At 69.2% G+C, this 16355-nt stretch carries 19 protein-coding genes; 7 read left to right on the forward strand and 12 right to left on the reverse strand.

Annotation, left to right across the window (positions count from 1 at the left end):
* Positions 1-48 precede the first annotated feature (48 nt).
* The 4 genes from H5393_RS08425 to H5393_RS08440 are packed head-to-tail and all read right to left on the reverse strand — an operon-like array spanning position 49 to position 3667.
* Positions 49-594 carry a hypothetical protein gene (locus H5393_RS08425; protein ID WP_182766264.1) on the reverse strand — a complete coding sequence of 182 codons (546 nt, stop codon included), beginning with the start codon at positions 592-594 and terminating at the stop codon, positions 49-51.
* Between the two features lie 5 nt (positions 595-599).
* Positions 600-1250 carry a TrmH family RNA methyltransferase gene (locus H5393_RS08430; protein ID WP_182766265.1) on the reverse strand — a complete coding sequence of 217 codons (651 nt, stop codon included), beginning with the start codon at positions 1248-1250 and terminating at the stop codon, positions 600-602.
* An 18-nt stretch (positions 1251-1268) separates the two neighbouring features.
* Positions 1269-2309 (reverse strand): CNNM domain-containing protein, encoded by a 1041-nt coding sequence (locus tag H5393_RS08435; RefSeq protein WP_220486211.1) that lies wholly within the window; start codon positions 2307-2309, stop codon positions 1269-1271.
* The gene (locus tag H5393_RS08440; RefSeq protein ID WP_182762625.1) at positions 2309-3667 is read right to left on the reverse strand and encodes a hemolysin family protein; all 1359 of its coding nucleotides are present in this window, start codon (positions 3665-3667) and stop codon (positions 2309-2311) included. The genes H5393_RS08435 and H5393_RS08440 overlap by 1 nt, the downstream gene beginning before the upstream one ends.
* 95 nt (positions 3668-3762) lie before the next feature.
* On the opposite strand from H5393_RS08440, the gene H5393_RS08445 reads away from it, so the two are divergent.
* Positions 3763-4056, forward strand: a complete 294-nt coding sequence (locus H5393_RS08445; protein WP_182762627.1) for a GNAT family N-acetyltransferase — start codon at positions 3763-3765, stop codon at positions 4054-4056.
* Positions 4057-4130: 74 nt separating this feature from the next.
* Here H5393_RS08445 and H5393_RS08450 read toward each other — a convergent pair whose 3' ends face one another.
* The 5 genes from H5393_RS08450 to H5393_RS08470 all read right to left on the reverse strand — a co-directional run bounded on the left by H5393_RS08450 (position 4131) and on the right by H5393_RS08470 (position 8040).
* On the reverse strand, positions 4131-4673 hold the full coding sequence (locus tag H5393_RS08450; protein WP_182762629.1) for a YceI family protein: 543 nt from the start codon (positions 4671-4673) through the stop codon (positions 4131-4133).
* Positions 4674-5094: 421 nt separating this feature from the next.
* Complete coding sequence (locus H5393_RS08455) at positions 5095-5829, reverse strand: LemA family protein (protein ID WP_182766266.1); 735 nt, start codon at positions 5827-5829, stop codon at positions 5095-5097.
* Between the two features lie 176 nt (positions 5830-6005).
* Positions 6006-6545 (reverse strand): orotate phosphoribosyltransferase, encoded by a 540-nt coding sequence (gene pyrE / locus H5393_RS08460; RefSeq protein WP_182766267.1) that lies wholly within the window; start codon positions 6543-6545, stop codon positions 6006-6008.
* Entirely contained in the window at positions 6542-7231 is a 690-nt protein-coding gene (locus H5393_RS08465) for a class E sortase (protein ID WP_182762634.1), read from the reverse strand. Before H5393_RS08465 ends, pyrE begins: the two co-directional genes overlap by 4 nt.
* 170 nt (positions 7232-7401) lie before the next feature.
* Positions 7402-8040, reverse strand: coding sequence for a LysR family transcriptional regulator substrate-binding protein (locus H5393_RS08470; RefSeq protein WP_182762636.1), 639 nt, complete (start codon positions 8038-8040; stop codon positions 7402-7404).
* 33 nt (positions 8041-8073) lie between these two features.
* Here H5393_RS08470 and H5393_RS08475 point away from each other — a divergent pair, with 33 nt between their 5' ends.
* Positions 8074-8427 (forward strand): DUF5997 family protein, encoded by a 354-nt coding sequence (locus H5393_RS08475; RefSeq protein WP_076063686.1) that lies wholly within the window; start codon positions 8074-8076, stop codon positions 8425-8427.
* Positions 8428-8438: 11 nt separating this feature from the next.
* A complete protein-coding gene (locus tag H5393_RS08480) occupies positions 8439-8957 on the forward strand; it encodes a hypothetical protein (protein ID WP_182766268.1) in 519 nt (172 codons plus the stop codon).
* 30 nt (positions 8958-8987) lie between these two features.
* Here the strand turns inward: H5393_RS08480 and H5393_RS08485 are convergent, their stop codons facing one another.
* The 3 genes from H5393_RS08485 to H5393_RS08495 are packed head-to-tail and all read right to left on the reverse strand — an operon-like array spanning position 8988 to position 12135.
* Positions 8988-9710 (reverse strand): hypothetical protein, encoded by a 723-nt coding sequence (locus H5393_RS08485; protein WP_182762640.1) that lies wholly within the window; start codon positions 9708-9710, stop codon positions 8988-8990.
* A gap of 50 nt (positions 9711-9760) precedes the next feature.
* A complete protein-coding gene (locus H5393_RS08490) occupies positions 9761-11017 on the reverse strand; it encodes an acyl-CoA desaturase (RefSeq protein WP_182762642.1) in 1257 nt (418 codons plus the stop codon).
* Positions 11018-11025: 8 nt separating this feature from the next.
* Entirely contained in the window at positions 11026-12135 is a 1110-nt protein-coding gene (locus H5393_RS08495) for a ferredoxin reductase (RefSeq protein ID WP_182762644.1), read from the reverse strand.
* A gap of 130 nt (positions 12136-12265) precedes the next feature.
* Between H5393_RS08495 and H5393_RS08500 the strand changes: the two genes are divergently transcribed.
* The 4 genes from H5393_RS08500 (at position 12266) to H5393_RS08515 (ending at position 16287) form a co-directional block, all read left to right on the forward strand.
* The gene (locus H5393_RS08500) at positions 12266-13072 is read left to right on the forward strand and encodes a fused MFS/spermidine synthase (RefSeq protein WP_182766269.1); all 807 of its coding nucleotides are present in this window, start codon (positions 12266-12268) and stop codon (positions 13070-13072) included.
* A gap of 52 nt (positions 13073-13124) precedes the next feature.
* A complete protein-coding gene (locus tag H5393_RS08505) occupies positions 13125-13619 on the forward strand; it encodes a DUF1707 domain-containing protein (protein ID WP_182766270.1) in 495 nt (164 codons plus the stop codon).
* A 68-nt stretch (positions 13620-13687) separates the two neighbouring features.
* The gene (locus H5393_RS08510; RefSeq protein ID WP_182766271.1) at positions 13688-14995 is read left to right on the forward strand and encodes an MATE family efflux transporter; all 1308 of its coding nucleotides are present in this window, start codon (positions 13688-13690) and stop codon (positions 14993-14995) included.
* A gap of 35 nt (positions 14996-15030) precedes the next feature.
* A complete protein-coding gene (locus H5393_RS08515; RefSeq protein ID WP_182766272.1) occupies positions 15031-16287 on the forward strand; it encodes a PQQ-dependent sugar dehydrogenase in 1257 nt (418 codons plus the stop codon).
* The last annotated feature ends 68 nt before the right edge of the window (positions 16288-16355 follow it).

Here is a 16355-nt window from a genome sequence, read left to right on the forward strand (position 1 = left end):
GGGTTGCAGCCCGGGCGTTCCCGGGGCGCCAGGGAACGTGTCAGAGGGTCAGAGCAGGTTGTCGAGCGCCGTGGTGTCGAGGCGCACCCGGCCCAGCGAGTACGCCTGGGCGGCGGAGTCGATGACCGCCGGGGCGGCGTCGAGGAACGCCACGGGCACCTTGGCCGCCAGTTGGCCGTTGGCCTCGACGACGAGGGTGGGCCCGGCGCCGAAGTTGTGGCCTGCGAGCTTCAGCGCCGTCACCTCGGCCCACGGCACCGTCACTGCGGTGGGGTGGACGAATTCGACGCCCTTGGGGTCCAGATAGAACGCCACGCCGTCGGTGATGGCGGCCAGGTCCTTCTTGGCGTTGCTCAGCCCGACGGCCGACAACACGAGCCAGAACACCGTCGACACAAGCCACAGGGCGGCGATGCCGATGGTCCAGCCCAGCGACCAGCTGCGGCCGAAGAAGAACCAGAACACCACCAGCAGAACGAGCGAGACCACCGTCGAGATCACGCGCCACCGCAGGGTGCTCCGCGCTCTGGTGACGCGTGCCGCCGTGGGCAGTGGCGTCAGCCCGGCCGCGAATCGCTGTCCCTGCTGCTGCATGGAGGTCATGCTAGCGCCACCCCGGTTGAGGCCGGCCCGTGCTGCAACTGCCAGTGGTACATCGCGATCGCCGCGGCGGCACCGGCGTTCATCGAGCGGGTGGAGCCGTGCTGCGTGATGGCCACCAGCTGCGCGCAGCCCGCCACCATCGCCTCCGTCAGGCCGGGGCCCTCGGAGCCGAAGATGAGGCAGCAGTCGGCCGGGAGTTCCGCCGTCTCCAGGGGCACGGAGCCGGGCAGGTTGTCGACGCCCACCGCCGTGACGCCACGCTCGGCGAGGAAGGCCAGCAGCGACGCCTCGTCCCCGTGGTGGTGGACGTGGAGGTAGCGGTCCGTGACCATCGCGCCGCGCCGGTTCCACCGTCGCTTCCCGACGATGTGGACGGCCGCCACGTTGAACGCGTTGGCGGTGCGCACGATGGAGCCGATGTTGAAGTCGTGCTCCCAGTTCTGGATGGCCACGTGCAGCCGGGAGCGGGTGCGGTCAAGATCGGCGACGATGGCCTCGAGCTTCCAGTACCGGTACCGGTCGATCACGTTGCGGCGGTCGCCGTCGCGCAGCAGTTCCGCGTCGAGGCGCTCATCGTCCGGCCACGGCTCCGGGTGCGGCCCCACTCCCACGGTCGGCGCAGTGGGGTCGTGGGGCTCGTCGGTCATGCCCGGCAGGATAGCGGCTCAGCCCGCATCGACGGATTGGACAATGCCCGTGGGCATCAGCCCGGGCAGCACGTCGCTGAGCGTCACGATGCCGATCTCGAGGTCGCCGTCAGTCACCACGGCGATCTGCGTGCGCGCCAAGCGCAGCTGGTTCAGCGCGGTGGCCACACCGCTGTCCGCCGACAACCGCACGGGCGGGCGCGCCACGTCCATCGCGGGCCGCGACAGGTCCGGCTCGTCCAGGGTGTCGCGGACGTGCACGATGCCGACGGTGGTCCCACCGTCGCGGACGAGCACCCGCATGTGGCCGTGGTTCCGGGTGACCATCTGCACGTCGGCCAAGGTCCCGGTCACCGGGATGGCGGCCAGTTCCTGCTCCTCGGGCACCAGTTCGCGCACCTGACGCTCGCGCAGGGTCAGCACGGAGGTGATCGACGACTGGTAGCCGGCCTCCAGCGCGCCGACGTTGGCGGAATGCTCCACCAGGTGGCGCAGACCGGCGACGTCCTGCGTGGCCGACAGCCCGTCGACGGGCTCCGCGCCGGCCTTGCGGACCAGCCAGTTGGCCATGGCGTTCATCGCCCTGAGGATGGGACGGACCACGAACATGAAGGCCCGCATCGGCACCGCCAGCAGCACCGAGGATTCCTCGGGGTGCGCGATGGCCCAGGACTTGGGCGCCATCTCCCCCACCACCAGGTGGAGGAACGTGACGATGATCAGCGCCAGTACGAACGACGCGACGTCGGCAACGGCGGCCGGCAGCCCCGTGACCTCCAGCAGCGGGGTCAGCGCGTGGTGCACGGCGGGCTTGGTGATGGCGCCGAGCGCCAGCGTGCACACCGTGATGCCCAGCTGGGAGCCGGCCAGCACCAGGGTGAGTTCATGCGAACTCTTGATGGCGGCGCGGCCGGCGAACGTGCCCGCCCGCTCCTCCAACCGGTGCGGCTTGGCGGCCATCAGCGCAAATTCGACGGCGACGAAGAACGCGCTCAACACGATGATCAGCACGGTCCAGAGGGTGACGGTCCAGCCACTCATGCCTGTCTCGAGCAACATCATTTCTGCTCCCCCAGTTCAGGCAGCGAGATCCGCACGCGGGAGGCCACGTGGCGCTCCACGGCCAGCACCTCGATGCGCACGAGGTGCGCCGGGGAGTGGGAGTCGATGGCGCGCTGCGCCGCCGTCGGCTCCAACACGAGGTTCACGACGGCGCCCTCCTCGGGCAGATCCCCCAGGGAGTGGATGATGAGGCCGGAGATGGTCTCGAAGTCGCCGCCGGGGAGCTTGAGGCCGATGGCGCGCTCCACCTCGTCCACGTGGACGTCGCCGGGCATGACCCAGACGCCGTCGTCGGACTGCGGGAGGTAATCGGGGTTGTCGGGGTCGTGCTCGTCGGTCAGCTCGCCGATGACCTCCTCGGCCAGGTCCTCGAGGGTCACGACGCCCACGAAGACGCCGAACTCGTCGATGATGCAGGCCATCTGTTCGCCGGCGGCGCGCAGCTGGTTCTCGGCGTCCGGCAGCTTGGTGAGATCCGGCAGCCGGAAGGGCTCGCGGGCGATGCGCAGCACGGGCTCGTCGAGGGCGCGGCCGGTGCGCAGCACATCTGCCAATTGGACCACCCCGATCACCGAGTCATGTTCGTCCACCACCGGGTAGCGGGTGTGGCCGGTGGCCATGAGGTTGCGCACCTCGCCGATGGTGGCGTCGGCGCGCACCACGTCGACGTGCACGCGGGGGTTCATGGCGTGGTCGAGGTCGCGGCGCGGGAAGTCGAGGATCCGGTCCAGGATGTGCGCCAGCTCGGGCGACAGCGTGCCGGATTCGCGCGAGGCAGCGACGACGCGCTCGAGATCTGTGGCCGACGCGGCCGACTCGACGTCGTGCACGGGCTCGATCCGCAGCGCACGGAGCAGCAGTTCGGCCGCCTTGTCGAAGACCCAGATGATGGGACCGAACATGGCCAGGTAGATGCGCGTCGACGGCGTCAGCGCGTCCGCCACCACCGTCGAGCGGGCGATGGCGTAGTTCTTGGGGAACAGCTCGCCGATCAGCATCTGCACGAACGTGGAAAACCCGATGGCGACGAATCCGCCGATGGCCACGCTGACCGCGGTGAGCGCCCCGCCGTCGAGCAGGGAGCCGATGGCCTGGCCGATCAGTGGCTCCGCCACGTAGCCGACGAGCAGGCCCGTGACGGTGATGCCCAGCTGGGCGCCGGAGAGCATGAACGAGGTGCGACGGGTGATCTCGAGGGTGCGGGCCGCGCGGTCGTCGCCGGCCTTGGCGCGGCTGCCCAACTTGGACCGGTCAACGGCGACGTAGGCGAACTCCTGCGCCACGAAGTAGCCGGTGGCGACTGTGATCAGGAGCACGACCAGGACGCCTACGAGCAGGGATACAACAGGGGTCATCGGGGCTTACCTCTCAGAGGCAGACGTTGGGACCCCTCCGAAGTGTCACAGCATGGCATGCGCTCCAGTATGTCAGGCGGACGTATCGTCGACACATGACCGAAAAAGCCACCGTCACCAACAATCCCGAGCAGAACCGCTACGAGATCCGGCTGGGCGACGACCTCGCCGGTTTCGCCGACTACATTTTGAGCAACGAACTCATCACGTTCACCCACACGGAGATCGACCCCGCCTTCGAGGGCAAGGGTCTGGGTTCCACTCTCGTCCGCGGTGCCCTCGACGACGTGCGCGGGGCCGGCGACCGCCAGGTGCTGCCCATCTGCCCGTTCGTCAAGAGCTGGATGGCCAAGCACCCTGAATACGAGTCGCTCGGCTACGGCTCCTGACCCGCTGCCCTGCTTGGGGACAGGAGAACGCCCCGGTGTGGTCACCGGGGCGTTCCTGTGGGGATCTGGGGAGATCAGGCCTGCTTGATGGCCGAGATCTCGAACTCGAGGACGACCTTGTCGGAGACGAGGAAGCCGCCGGTCTCGAGGGCGGCGTTCCAGGTCAGGCCGAAGTCGGAGCGCTGGATCTGCTTGGAGCCTTCAAAGCCCACGCGGGTGTTGCCGAAGGGGTCGAGGGCCGAGCCCTGGTACTCCAGCGGGATGGTGATGGACTTGGTGACGTCCTTGATGGTGAGGTCGCCGGTCACGTTGACGGTGTCGCCTTCGATGGAGAAGTCGGTGCCCTTGAAGGTCCAGGTGGGGTAGTTCTCGACATCGAAGAAGTCGGCGGAGCGGATGTGGCCGTCGCGGTCCGCGTTGCGGGTGTTGATCGACGCGGCGTCGATGGTGACCTCGAGGGTGCTGGCCTTCACATCGTCGGCGTTGATGACGGCCTGGCCCTCGAACTTCTCGAAGGAGCCGCGGACCTTGGTGACCATCGCGTGGCGGGTCACGAAGGAGAGGGTGGTGTGGGCGGGATCGAGGACGAAGGTGCCGTGGAGTTCGTTGAGGGACATGTTGTTTCCTTTCCGGGGTGGTAGTTGAAACTCTAACAGTCTTTGGTTGAGGTTTCAACTATGTCGAGCGGTTTTCAACAAAAGGCCTAGTGGCATCCGCGTGTCGCCTCGATGAGGAGGGACGTCTGGTTGGGGCGATGGCTCCACATCAAGATCTGGGGTGGTTGATGACGTTGAATCTAGATTTGCGGTGGTTGATGACGCTGAATCCAGATTTGGGGTGGTTGATGACGCTGAATCTGGATTTGGGGTGGGGTGGCGTGAGGGCCGAATCTAGATCTGAGGTCGCGGACGACGCCGAATCTGGATTCGGAGCCGACGGCCGGGCGCGACGTGGGCCGGGCCGACGGTGGGGCGAGCCGAAAGCGGAAGACGCCCCTGCGTCGCTACGACGAAGGGGCGTCTGCCTGCTAGGGGCCGCTCAGTTCTCGAACGGGGGCCGCTCCGCGGGCTGCTGCTGCGGCTGCTGGATCTGCTGCTGAGGCGGCTGGACCGGCTGCTGGTACTGCTGCTGCGGCGCGATCTGCTGCTGCTGCTGCTCGGGGGCGGCGGCGGGACGCTGGGAGATCTCGCCGAAGTTCACGTCGGGGGCCTGGCGGACCATCGGGTCGTTGACCTCGAAGTAGGTGGCCTTCTCGAACTTCGCGAACCCGGCGATGATGTTGCTGGGTACCGACTCGATGCGCGTGTTGTAGTCGCGCACGTTGGCGTTGTAGAAGCGACGCGAGGCGGCGATGCGGTCCTCGGTGTCGGTCAGCTCGCGCTGGAGCTGCATGAAGTTCTGGTTGGACTTCAGATCCGGGTAGGCCTCCACGGACACCAGCAGGTTGTGCACGGCCTGGGTCAGTTCGGATTCGACGGCGGCGCGTTCTTGGCTGGGCTGGCCGCCGCTCTGGCCGGCGAGCGCACGGGCCTGGTTGCGCAGCGCGGTGATCTGCTCGAGCGTGTTGCGCTCGTGCGCCGCGTAGCCGCGGACCGTCTCCACCAGGTTGGGGATCAGCTCGTAGCGCCGGTTGAGTTCGACGTCGATCTGGCGCCAGGATTCCTGGATGAGGTTGCGGCTCTTGACGAAACCGTTGTAGGCAGCAACGCCCCAGAGGACCACGCCGAGGGCGAGGACGACCAGCACGGCCAGGATGATCAGCAGTGTGTCCACGAAGTTCTCCTATCTTCGGGAATCACGCTACCGCAGGCGCGAAGCCACGGGCAGGGTCTCACCGTGAGCAATTGGATGGGGTCATCGCCCCGGAAGGGCGTTCTTGTCGGCGTGTCGCGCCGTGACCCCATCCAATTGCTCACGGCACGGGGCCGCGGGGTGCCGAAGAGAGGGCCTCAGAGGCCGAGGTCGGCGAGGTTGAGGGCGTAGCGGTACTCGAGTCCGGCCTCGGCGACGGCCTCGGCCGCGCCGGTGCCGCGGTCGACGACCACCGCGACGGCCACCACCTCGGCGCCCGCCTCCCGCACAGCCTCGACGGCGGTGAGGGCCGAGCCACCCGTCGTGGAGGTGTCCTCGACGACCAGCACCCGGCGGCCCGACACCTCGGTGCCCTCGATCCGGCGCTGCATGCCGTGCGACTTGCTCTCCTTACGCACCACGAACACGTCCAGGCGACCCCCCGCCGCAGCCGTGGAATGCAGCATGGCGGTGGCGACCGGGTCGGCGCCCAGCGTGAGGCCGCCCACGGCGTCGAAATCGAGATCAGCGACCAGGTCGTTCATCACGCGGCCGACGACGGGGGCGGCCGCGCCGTCGAGGGTCACGCGTCGCATGTCGACGTAGTAGTCGGCCTCCTTCCCGGAGGCCAGGGTGACCTTGCCGTGCACGACGGCGAGGTTCTTGACGTGCTCGATGAGTTCGGTGCGGTCGGTCATGATGTCTTCTTCTCCGTGTCGCTGAGGGTGCCGAAGCCGACGGCCCGGTCCGGGGTGGGGAACAGATCCTCGCAGGTGGTGAGGGTGATGAGGGCCTGGTGGGGCACGACATCCGGGTGGCCGGGGACCGGTTCGAGGACCCAGTTGTCGTCAGCCCCGACGGTGAGCTCGGCGGGGGCCGAGACGATCTCGTAGGTGAAGGTGGCGGTGCGGGTCTCGACGATGATCTCGTCGCCCTGCCGCAACTCGAGGAGGCGACGGAAGGGCTCCCCCTCCGTCACGCAGTTGCCCGCCAGGGCGAAGTTGCCGAGTTGGCCGGGCAGCGCGCTGCCGGGGTACCAACCGACACCCCGGTTGAGATCCGTGGGCTCGACCCCGGCGATGATCGGCCACTCCGCGCTGAAGGCCGGAATGCGCAGCAGCCAGTTGGCTTCATGCATGCCGGGCTCGGCGATGAGCGGCGGGGCGGCGGGGTCCTCCTGCTGCAATTCGGGAGGGAGCGGCGCGTCCCATTCCGTGCGGAGCCGGGTGATCTCGTCGACGGCGCGGTCACGGGCGAACGCCGTGGTGCCCCAGACCTGCCAACCGAGGAAAGCGCCCACGGCGAGGACCACGACGAGCAGCGTCGCGAGGAGCAGCAGGAACGGGGAGATGCCCCGCTTCTCTCTGATCACCCGAGTCGCCACGGCCCCATTCTTGCAGGATGCCGCCGACTCGCGGTTGCTGAGCCGTCGCCGCGGTCGTCCCTGGGCGGCTCGCCTGGGGTAGTGCATGGAAACTCCTCCAGTCTGGGGCTGCCTGCGCGCGCCGGAGCGGGCAGACCCCGGCTGGCGGAGATCTGATGCGCCCTCCGCAGTCAACGGCGGCGTGGGCTCCGTCGACCCTTCGCCTGCGGGGGCTTCGCAGCGCGCGGCTGCTCCTTCGGGGGCTTCTCCCCCTTGGCCTGGGCGGTCCGGGTGCTGTTGACCGTGCGGCCGCGCACCACGCCGATGAAGTCCTCGATCCGTGGGTGCTCGTTGTCCACCCGCCACGCCAGGCCCACCGTGGTGGGATCCGCATCGACGACGGGGAGGTAGACCATGTCCTTGCGGCTGCCGGAGCGCGCGATCGACATCGGCACCCGGAGGACGGCGGCGGAGTAGGCGGCGAGGTCGACGCTCTCCGGCTCCGCGTCGTGGATCACCCGCGTGCCGTCCTCGGCCAGATCCTCGGCGGTGACCTCGTCCAGCGCCGCCAGGAGGTGGTCCTTGCTCAACCACAGCACGGGCTGTTCTTCGTAGAGCGGGATGACGTGCAGCCCGTTCTTGTCGATGGGCAGCCGCACGAAACACAAGTCGACGTCACCGGCGACCACGGCGCGCCGCTGCTCCGCCTCGGTGACCTCCGTCACCTCCAGCGGTTCGCGGAACCGCTCGCCCCAGATGCGGCGCCATTTGGTGAGGGTGACGCCCGGCACGAAGCCGATGCGCAGGCCGCCGTCGTCTGCTGCTGTCATGCGTTGAGGCTACTGCAGGGCTACGCTTCGGGCATGAGCCAGACGATGAAGCCGATCACCGCAGCGGCCAAACTGGGCATCTACCTGCCCGCCGCGCCCGAGGACTTCCGCACCACCCCCATCACCCGCGAAGAGGTCGACGCGCTGCGCGACGACCCGCCGGAGTGGTTGGTGGAGCTGCGCCGCAACGGCCCGTTCCCCCGCGACGTCGTCGCGCAGAAGCTGGGGGTCTCGAAGTCGGGCCTCGCCCGCTCCGGCGTGAAGGAGGCGCTGACCAGCGATGAGATCGGCGAGCTGCTGGCCAACCCGCCGGGCTGGCTCGTCGACGAGCGCGAGACGCACCAGAAGGTGCTGAAGGAACAGGCCCGTCAGCGCGACCAGCACTGAGAGGACTGACCATGGCCACGATTGAACCCACAGATCCCCCGGTCGCCGACGAGGAAGTCGTCGTCGACGAGGAGTTCCTGCGCTCCATGGAGGACGACGAAGAGGCGCAGAAGATCCTGCAGCTGATGTCGGAGAAGGTCTGCGACTACTGCGAGGCACCGGTCACCTGGCTGGACCCGACGGACCTGCGGGCGGCGGACCCCCAGTCCTTCGATGAGCTCGTTGACCGCTACGGCATCGACCCGGAAGCCATCCTCATGTGCTGGGACTGCCCGGAGTGCGGCAACTTCAGCCTCATGGGAGACGACTTCGAGGTGCAGTGGCTCGACGTCACGCCCCAGTGCCCGGAGTGCGACAGCTACCAGGTGGAGGTCATCGACCCCGCCCGGGTGGCGCACCTCGACCGCGCGCGGTACCTGGAGTGGAAGAAGCAGGTGGGCGTACAGGCGCTGCTCGACGGCGACGCCGTCCAGTGCCACGACTGCGGCGTGCTCAGCTTCGTGCCGAGGCAGGACGCCGAGGGCAACTGACGCCGCCCCGTCCGCGCCGCGACGGCGGGGTCAGGCCGCCACCTCTTCGGGCGGCCGGAACCGGGCGAGCGCGGCGTGCTCGACGGCGCGGCTCCGCAGGAACCAGCTCCACGCGAAGGCCACCAGCGCGATCGTCTCAAGCATCAGGATGGGCTTGTAGCGGCCCAGCATGAAGTAGATCTCCACCGGCAGGAACGTCCACAGCACCATCAGGAGCACCGCGATCACGATGGTGGCGCCGCTGATGCCGTAGGCCACCAGGCGGGGACCCAGGTCATGCTCCGGGATGGCGCTCATGGGGAACAGGATCAGGCAGAACGTCGCCAGCGCCAGGAGGAACACCGAAGCGGCGACATTGTGCAGCCAGTAGGTGGTGCTCACCCCGAACACGCATTGCAGCACCGTGCAGTCCCACTCCGCCTGCCGCGGCTGGAGCGGGGCCAGCGCGACGAGGGCCGCGGCGATCGAGGCCACCTTGGCCACGATCCGATCGGCCCGCAGCTCCGGGTTGGTGGGGTGGTAGCCGCGGTAGGACCAGAGGAACAGGGCCAGCGCGCACAGCGTGCCGACGAACACGTCGCGCATCGGCGTGTAGTAGTACTCCGAGATGCTGCCGCGAAGGCCTTCCCCGCTGATCAGGCTCCAACCGATCAGCGACACCGGCAGGAAGAAGCTCAGCAGGGCGATCACGCGTTGCTGCGTGATGAAGGTTCGCCCCAACTGCTGGTGGCTACTCGGCCGGTCTTCCCGCACGACGCGCACCTCCTATGCCCTCAACGGCGGTCGGAGCACAGGATAGTCGGCTACGACGCGACGGCGGCCCGCCGGGGCAGCCACATGCCGCGCGTGTTGCGCACGACCTCGCCCACGGCGTCGCGGGCCGCGCCGGCCACCTCGCGCAGTCGGCTCGACCCCTCTCGCTTGTCCGGCAGCGAATGGCGCAGCACCGTGCGCCAGGCAGAGAACACCTGCTTGTACAGGGGGCCGGAGACGTAGCGCAGGTTGTGGCGCTCCATCAGTTCCTGGACCCGCGGCGCGATCTGCGGGTACCGGTTGCTGGGCATGTCCGGGAACAGGTGGTGCTCGATCTGGTGCGAGAGGTGCCCGGTCATCAGGTGCATCACCCTCGAGCCGGTGATGTTGGCGGAGCCGAGCATCTGCCGCAGGTACCACTCGCCCCGGGTCTCGCCCTCGATGGATTCCGTCTCGAACGTCTCGACGCCCTCAGGCAGGTGCCCGCACAGGATCACCGAGTGGGTCCAGATGTTGCGCAAGGTGTTGGCGATCACGTTGGCAGCCAGCGTGGGCAACGCTGACGGGCCCGACAGCAACGGGTGCACGACGTAGTCCTTGCTGAACTGCTTGCCGATCTTCTTCAGCGTGGCGGTCAGGTCGGCCTTGAACTCGGCCGTGGACCGCTTGCCGTCCTTCCACTCCTTGATCTGCATGTCGTAGGCGGCGATGCCGTACTCGAAGAACAGCATGGTGAAGAAGTTCGTCACGGACTGGAACAGGTGCTTGAGCTCCCATTCCTGGCCGGAGTCCACGCGCATGATGTTGTAGCCCAGGTCGTTGTCCATGCCGACGACGTTGGTGTAGGTGTGGTGCTCCACGTTGTGCGAGCGCTTCCACTGGTCCGCCGGCGACGCGAAATCCCATTCCCACGTGCTGGAGTGGATCTTCTTGTCGCGCATCCAGTCCCACTGGCCGTGGAGGATGTTGTGGCCGATCTCGGTGTTCTCGATGATCTTGGCGAACGTCAGCCCCGCGGTGCCCGCGATGAACGCCGGCGGGAACTTCGAGAACAGCAGCATCACGCGGCTCCCGGCCTCGAGCATGCGCTGGAGGCGGATGACCCCGCGGATGTAGTCGGCGTCGTTGGCGCCGCGGCTGCCCAGCACCTCGTCGCGGAGCTCGTCGAGCTCGCGGCCGATGGCCTCGATGTCTGCCGGGCTGAGGTGGGCAATGGGGTTGCGCCGCCCCGTCGACGAGGTTTCGGCGCGCTGTTGCGGTGTGCTGGCGGTGATGCGGTTGGAACGAACTTCCGTGGTGGCGGTCATGGCATGTCCTAAACGGTGAGGTGACAGGGCCCGGCCGCAGCCGATACGCAGGTCTGGACGAGTACAGGGTCTTGCGGATCAGCCGTGGTGACTTCCCCGGTGCGTAGGTCGCGGATGCTGCCGCCGGTGAGCGGCAACACACAGTTGAAGCAGATGCCCATCCGGCATCCGGAGGGCATCAGGACGCCTGCGTCTTCGCCGGCGTCGAGCAGGGTGGTGGCGGCGTCGGCGTCCACCGTCACGCCGGAAGTGTCGAAGGTCACCGCGCCACCGTCGCCGACGGCGATGATGGCCGCGCGGAAGCGTTCGGTGTGCAACCGCTCCCCCAGGCCTTCGGCAGCCCAGTGGGCCTCCGCGTCGTCGAGCATGGCGGCAGGGCCGCAGGCCCAGGTGTCGCGGCTGCGCCAGTCGGGGACCACCGAATCGAGTTGGTCGGGCGTGAGGATGCCGTCGACGGCGGTGAAGCGGGTGACCAGCCGCAGGCGACCGGCCGCCTCGAGGCGACGCAGCTCAGGGAGGAACAGCGCCTCGGCCTCGCTGGGGGCGGAGTGGACGATGACCACATCCGCCGGCAGGGGGTCGTTGCGCAGCATGCCCATGATGGGCGTGATGCCGGAGCCCGCCGTCAGGAACAGTGCGGCGGGCGGGGTGGGCGTGGGCAGCGTGAAGAGGCCTTCGGCCTGGTCCAGGTGGAGCAGCGTCCCCGGGGCGAGGCTGCGGACGAAGTTGCTGACCTTGCCGTCCGGGATGGCGCGTGCCGTGATGGTGAAGGTGTCGGCATTCACCGGGCTGGTCAGGGAGTACGCGCGCCACAGGCGCACGCCGTCCACGTCGAAGCCGATGCGGACGTACTGGCCGGGCGTGTGGGGGCGCCAACCCCTGCCGGGACGGATGGTGAGGGTGGTGGCGTTGGGGCCTTCGGCGCGCACGCCCAGCACCCGGCCGCGGAGTTCGGCACCGGAGCCCAGCGGGCTGATGAGGTCGAGGAAGTCTTCGGGGAGAAGCGGGGTGGCGATGGCCTCCGCAACCCTGCGGGCGCCCTTCCGGACACCGCCGAGAACGCGCTTCGCGACCGACGTGGCCTGGGGCTGAGGGGCGATGACCCCCGTTGTGGTCATGTATACAAGCCTACGGCACCGTAGGTAACGGGCAGGGAAAACGGCATTCCCGTGGACAGGAACCGGCTCCCCAGGCCCCGCCCGAGGCGCTCCCCGAGCGCCGCCGCTGAGGTTTGGCTAGGCTCTCCAGGTGGCTGACCGACTCTTTCCCGACCCCGAAACGATGGGGGCGTATTACGTCCGGTTCGGCCCCACGTCGCAGTCCTACGTGGATCCGTACCAGCCGGATCTGCTTCTGTTCGAGTACGTGGCGCACATCTCCCTGCTGTTGGAGCACTCGGCCTTCCGGGCCCCGGCGGACCAGCGGCTCCGCGTCGTTCACATCGGCGGCGCCGGCATGACCATCCCGCGCTGGGTGGCCCACCGTCGGCCGGAGACTGCCCAGGTGGTGTGCGAGCCCGATGTCGAGCTCACCGAGGAGGTGCGGCGCAAGATCCCGCTGCCCACCCGTTCCGGGATCAAGGTGCGCGACGTCGACGGCCGCACCGGGTTGGCCGCGATGCCCTCGCAGTGGGCCGACGTCATCATCGTCGATGCCTTCAAGGAACTCGTGGTGCCGGGAGACCTGGCGACCCAGGAGGCGCTGGACGACCTGCGGCGCATCGGCAGGGGCGACGCCGTCGTCATCTTCAACATCACCGACAAGGCGCCCTTCGAGTGGGCCCGGAAGCTCGCCGGCGGGCTCAACCAACGGTGGAAGCATTCGATGATCGGGATGGAGAACGACGTCTACAAGGGCCGACGCTTCGGGAACCTGCTGATGTTGGCGTCCGACACCAAGCCCGACACCGGGCCGATCGAGCGTGAATCCGGGCGCCGACTCTTCGGCTACCGCTGGGTCACAGGGCACGCGGCGCAGCGCTGGCCCGGCGGGGCGCTGCCCTTCACCGACGACACCATGGAGGACTCGCCCGGCCCCCGGGGCCGGGGATGGTGAGCGGTCCGTGGGGCGCCGGGATTTTGTCGCCCTGCGCAGCTAGCCTGAGGTCATGGACAACCTGCAGCTCCGCATCGGAGACCTGGAACGCAACGAGGCCGTCGGGTTCCTCCAGACGCATGCGGAGCAGGGCAGGCTCAGCTCCGATGAGTTCAACGAACGGATCGGCAACGCGCTGACGGCCCGCACGCTCGGGGAACTGGCCTCGCTCTTCTCGGATCTGCCTGCACCCAAGCCCGGCCCCGCGTCCAGCCTGCCTGCGGTCCCGTCGCCGGCCCCGCTGCAGGCTCCCCCTCCGCCGCCCTACGCCGCGCCCCACCTGCCACCCTCGCCCTCCGGCCCGCCGCAGCTGCCGCCGCCCATGTACGCGCACCACCCCATGGCCCCGGTCCAGCAGGTGTTCGTCAACCAGAGCGGGCCCGTCGGGATGTACCGCAAGTACAACTCGTTCTGGGTGCACCTGCTCCTGTTCTTCCTCACCGGCGGCATCGGCAACATCATCTACGCCTGGTACATCTGGGACTGGAACACCAAACGCGGGTACTGAACCGCCGGTCCCACCGGGCAGGCGCCGGAGATGGGGCGCCGTGACAGGGGCATAGACTCGCCCCCGCCATGAGTTTGAGCCGACGTGTCCTCGCCCTAGCGGTGCCCGCCTTCGCCGCGCTGGTCGCCCAGCCGTTGATGATGCTGGCGGACACCTGGATCGTGGGCCACCTCGGCACCGTTCCGCTCGCCGGCCTCGGCATCGGTTCCGGCCTGCTCACCACGGCCACCGGCCTGATGATCTTCCTCGCCTACGGCTCGACGTCCGTGGTGGCGCGCCAGATCGGCGCCGGTCACCGCGGCCGGGGCATCCAGCTGGGCGTCCAGGCCATGTGGCTGGCCGGTCTCATCGGGGCGACGGTGGGCGCACTCGTCTGGATCGCCTCGCCGTTGCTGGCCACCGCGCTGGGGGCGACGGGCGACGTGCACACCCAGGCGGTGGAGTACCTGCGCTGGTCCCTCCCCGGGTTGCCGGGCATGCTCGTGATGCTCGCCGCCACCGGCACCTTCCGCGGGCTCGCCGACGCCCGCACGCCGCTGGTGCTGTCCATCGGCAGCGCGGCGCTCAACCTGGTGCTCAACGTCGTTCTCGTCTTCGGCCTCCAGATGGGCATCGGCGGCGCAGGCCTCGGCACCGCGCTGGCCGAGACCGCGCTGGGCGCGACGGCCGCACTGCTCGTCGCGCGCAAGGCCCGCGCCGCCGGTGCGGGGCTCCGCCCGTCGTGGACGGAGATGATGAGCAGCCTGGCAGTCGGCGTCCCGCTGTTGCTGCGCACCGTCACCCTGCGCATCGCGCTCCTCATCACCACCTACATCGCCGCCCGGCAGGGCACCGCCGGATTGGCCGCCCACCACGTGGTGATGCAGGTGTGGGGTCTGCTCTCCTACGCCCTCGACGCGCTCGCCATCGCCGGGCAGACCATCATCGGCACGGCGCTGGGGGCGGCCAACGCGAAGGAGGCCCGCGACTCCACCCGCCTCATGACCTGGTGGTCCGTGGGCGGCGGCGCGGTGATCGGCGTGCTCGTGGTGCTCGTCCGGGAACCGGTGGCGGCGTTCTTCGCACCCGACGACGCGGTCCGCACGCTCGTCGCCTGGCTGCTGGTCCTGATCGCCGTCACGCTCCCGCTGGCCGGCTACGTGTTCCTCCTCGACGGCGTGTTGATCGGCGCCGGGGACGGCCGCTACCTGGCCATCGCCGGGGTCATCACGCTGCTGGGCTACGCTCCCCTGTCGTTCGGTGCGCTCACCATCGAGGCCGGACAGCCGGGGCTCACCTGGTTGTGGCTGGCGTTCGCCGTCGGGTTCATGGGGCTGCGGGCGCTCACGCTGGGCCTGCGCGCCCGCGGCGACCACTGGATGCGGCTCGGCGCCTGATTTCTACCGACTGAGCCGGCTGGTAGCGTCGTGACATGCGACGACTTGCACCCCTAGTCCTGACCGCCGCAGTGACACTGGCCGCCTGCACCGGCCCGGGCGAGCAGCCCAGGCCGGGAGACCCGGCGCCCACTCCCGCCACCTCCCCCAGCTTCACCACCTCCGCACCGTCCGCGCCGTCACCGGCCGCCCCCGAGGCGTCGTCCACGGCGGCGGAGCCCACCGTCGCGGAATCGGCCACCGCGGAGTCGACGGAGCCGGCGCCCGAGACCCACGAGTTCGCCGTCACGGAGCATGAGGCCTACAGCAACCCGTGGGCGTTGGAGTTCCTGCCGGGCACGGACCTCCTGGCCATCACGGAGCGCACCGGGGTGCTGAAGCTGCGCTCACCGGACGGCACCGTGCGCGAGGTGAGCGGCGTCCCGGAGGTCGCCGTCGCGGGCCAGGGCGGCTTCGGCGACATCGTCGCCGGGCCGACGTTCGAGACAGACGGCACCGTCTACCTCTCCTGGGTTGAACGCGGCGACGGCGGGTCGGGCGCGGTGGTCGGCACGGCCACGCTGGACGTCGACGCCGCCACGCTGAGCAACGTGACCAAGATCTGGGCCCAGACGCCGAAGGTGGACGGCAACGGTCACTTCTCCCACCGCTTGGCCATCCAGGGCGACCACCTCTTCGTCAGCTCCGGCGACCGCCAGAAGATGGACCCGGCGCAGGAGATGGACAACACGCTCGGCAAGATCCTGCGCCTCACCTTGGACGGGCAACCGGCCCCTGACAACCCCTTCCAAGAGGATGCGCCGGCGGCGCAGCAGTTCTGGTCCATGGGGCACCGCAACCCCCTGGGCCTGGCGTTCGACGCCGACGGCCGCCTGTGGGCGTCGGAGATGGGGCCCGAGGGCGGCGACGAACTCAACCTGATCAAGCCGGGCCTCAACTACGGCTGGCCGGCCGCCTCCAACGGTTCGCACTACGGGGGCGGGCCCATCCCGGACCACGCTTCGGGCGACGGGTTCGAGCCGCCGAAGGTGTTCTGGACCCCGTCGATCTCGCCCGGCTCGCTGATGATCTACCAGGGCAGCCTGTTCCCCGGCTGGACGGGGGACGCCTTCCTGGGCGCGCTCTCCGGCGAGGCACTGGTGCGGGTGAAGCTGGACGGCGAGGCCGCCGCCGAACAGGAGACCTGGCCGATGGGCGCCCGCATCCGGGCCGTCGAGGAGGGTCCCGACGGCGCGATCTGGCTGCTGCAGGACGGCGAGAGCGCGCTCCTGCTGGAGTTGCGCCCGGCCTGATGCCCTGGCGGTTGCTGCCGGCGAGGGCTCCCGTGTCCCGAGTGCCCTGGGGAAGAACGAGCCCGCGG

This window comes from Tessaracoccus sp. MC1756, assembly GCF_014164735.1.
Taxonomy (GTDB): Bacteria; Actinomycetota; Actinomycetes; order Propionibacteriales; family Propionibacteriaceae; genus Arachnia.

Bases quoted from the DNA above. Each gene is read 5' to 3' on its own strand.
- H5393_RS08425 (WP_182766264.1), bottom strand. From the start codon at position 594: ATGCAGCAGCAGGGACAGCGATTCGCGGCCGGGCTGACGCCACTGCCC.
- H5393_RS08430 (WP_182766265.1), bottom strand. From the start codon at position 1,250: ATGACCGACGAGCCCCACGACCCCACTGCGCCGACCGTGGGAGTGGGG.
- H5393_RS08435 (WP_220486211.1), bottom strand. From the start codon at position 2,309: ATGTTGCTCGAGACAGGCATGAGTGGCTGGACCGTCACCCTCTGGACC.
- H5393_RS08440 (WP_182762625.1), bottom strand. From the start codon at position 3,667: ATGACCCCTGTTGTATCCCTGCTCGTAGGCGTCCTGGTCGTGCTCCTG.
- H5393_RS08445 (WP_182762627.1), top strand. From the start codon at position 3,763: ATGACCGAAAAAGCCACCGTCACCAACAATCCCGAGCAGAACCGCTAC.
- H5393_RS08450 (WP_182762629.1), bottom strand. From the start codon at position 4,673: ATGTCCCTCAACGAACTCCACGGCACCTTCGTCCTCGATCCCGCCCAC.
- pyrE (WP_182766267.1), bottom strand. From the start codon at position 6,545: ATGACCGACCGCACCGAACTCATCGAGCACGTCAAGAACCTCGCCGTC.
- H5393_RS08470 (WP_182762636.1), bottom strand. From the start codon at position 8,040: ATGACAGCAGCAGACGACGGCGGCCTGCGCATCGGCTTCGTGCCGGGC.
- H5393_RS08475 (WP_076063686.1), top strand. From the start codon at position 8,074: ATGAGCCAGACGATGAAGCCGATCACCGCAGCGGCCAAACTGGGCATC.
- H5393_RS08480 (WP_182766268.1), top strand. From the start codon at position 8,439: ATGGCCACGATTGAACCCACAGATCCCCCGGTCGCCGACGAGGAAGTC.
- H5393_RS08490 (WP_182762642.1), bottom strand. From the start codon at position 11,017: ATGACCGCCACCACGGAAGTTCGTTCCAACCGCATCACCGCCAGCACA.
- H5393_RS08495 (WP_182762644.1), bottom strand. From the start codon at position 12,135: ATGACCACAACGGGGGTCATCGCCCCTCAGCCCCAGGCCACGTCGGTC.
- H5393_RS08505 (WP_182766270.1), top strand. From the start codon at position 13,125: ATGGACAACCTGCAGCTCCGCATCGGAGACCTGGAACGCAACGAGGCC.
- H5393_RS08510 (WP_182766271.1), top strand. From the start codon at position 13,688: ATGAGTTTGAGCCGACGTGTCCTCGCCCTAGCGGTGCCCGCCTTCGCC.
- H5393_RS08515 (WP_182766272.1), top strand. From the start codon at position 15,031: ATGCGACGACTTGCACCCCTAGTCCTGACCGCCGCAGTGACACTGGCC.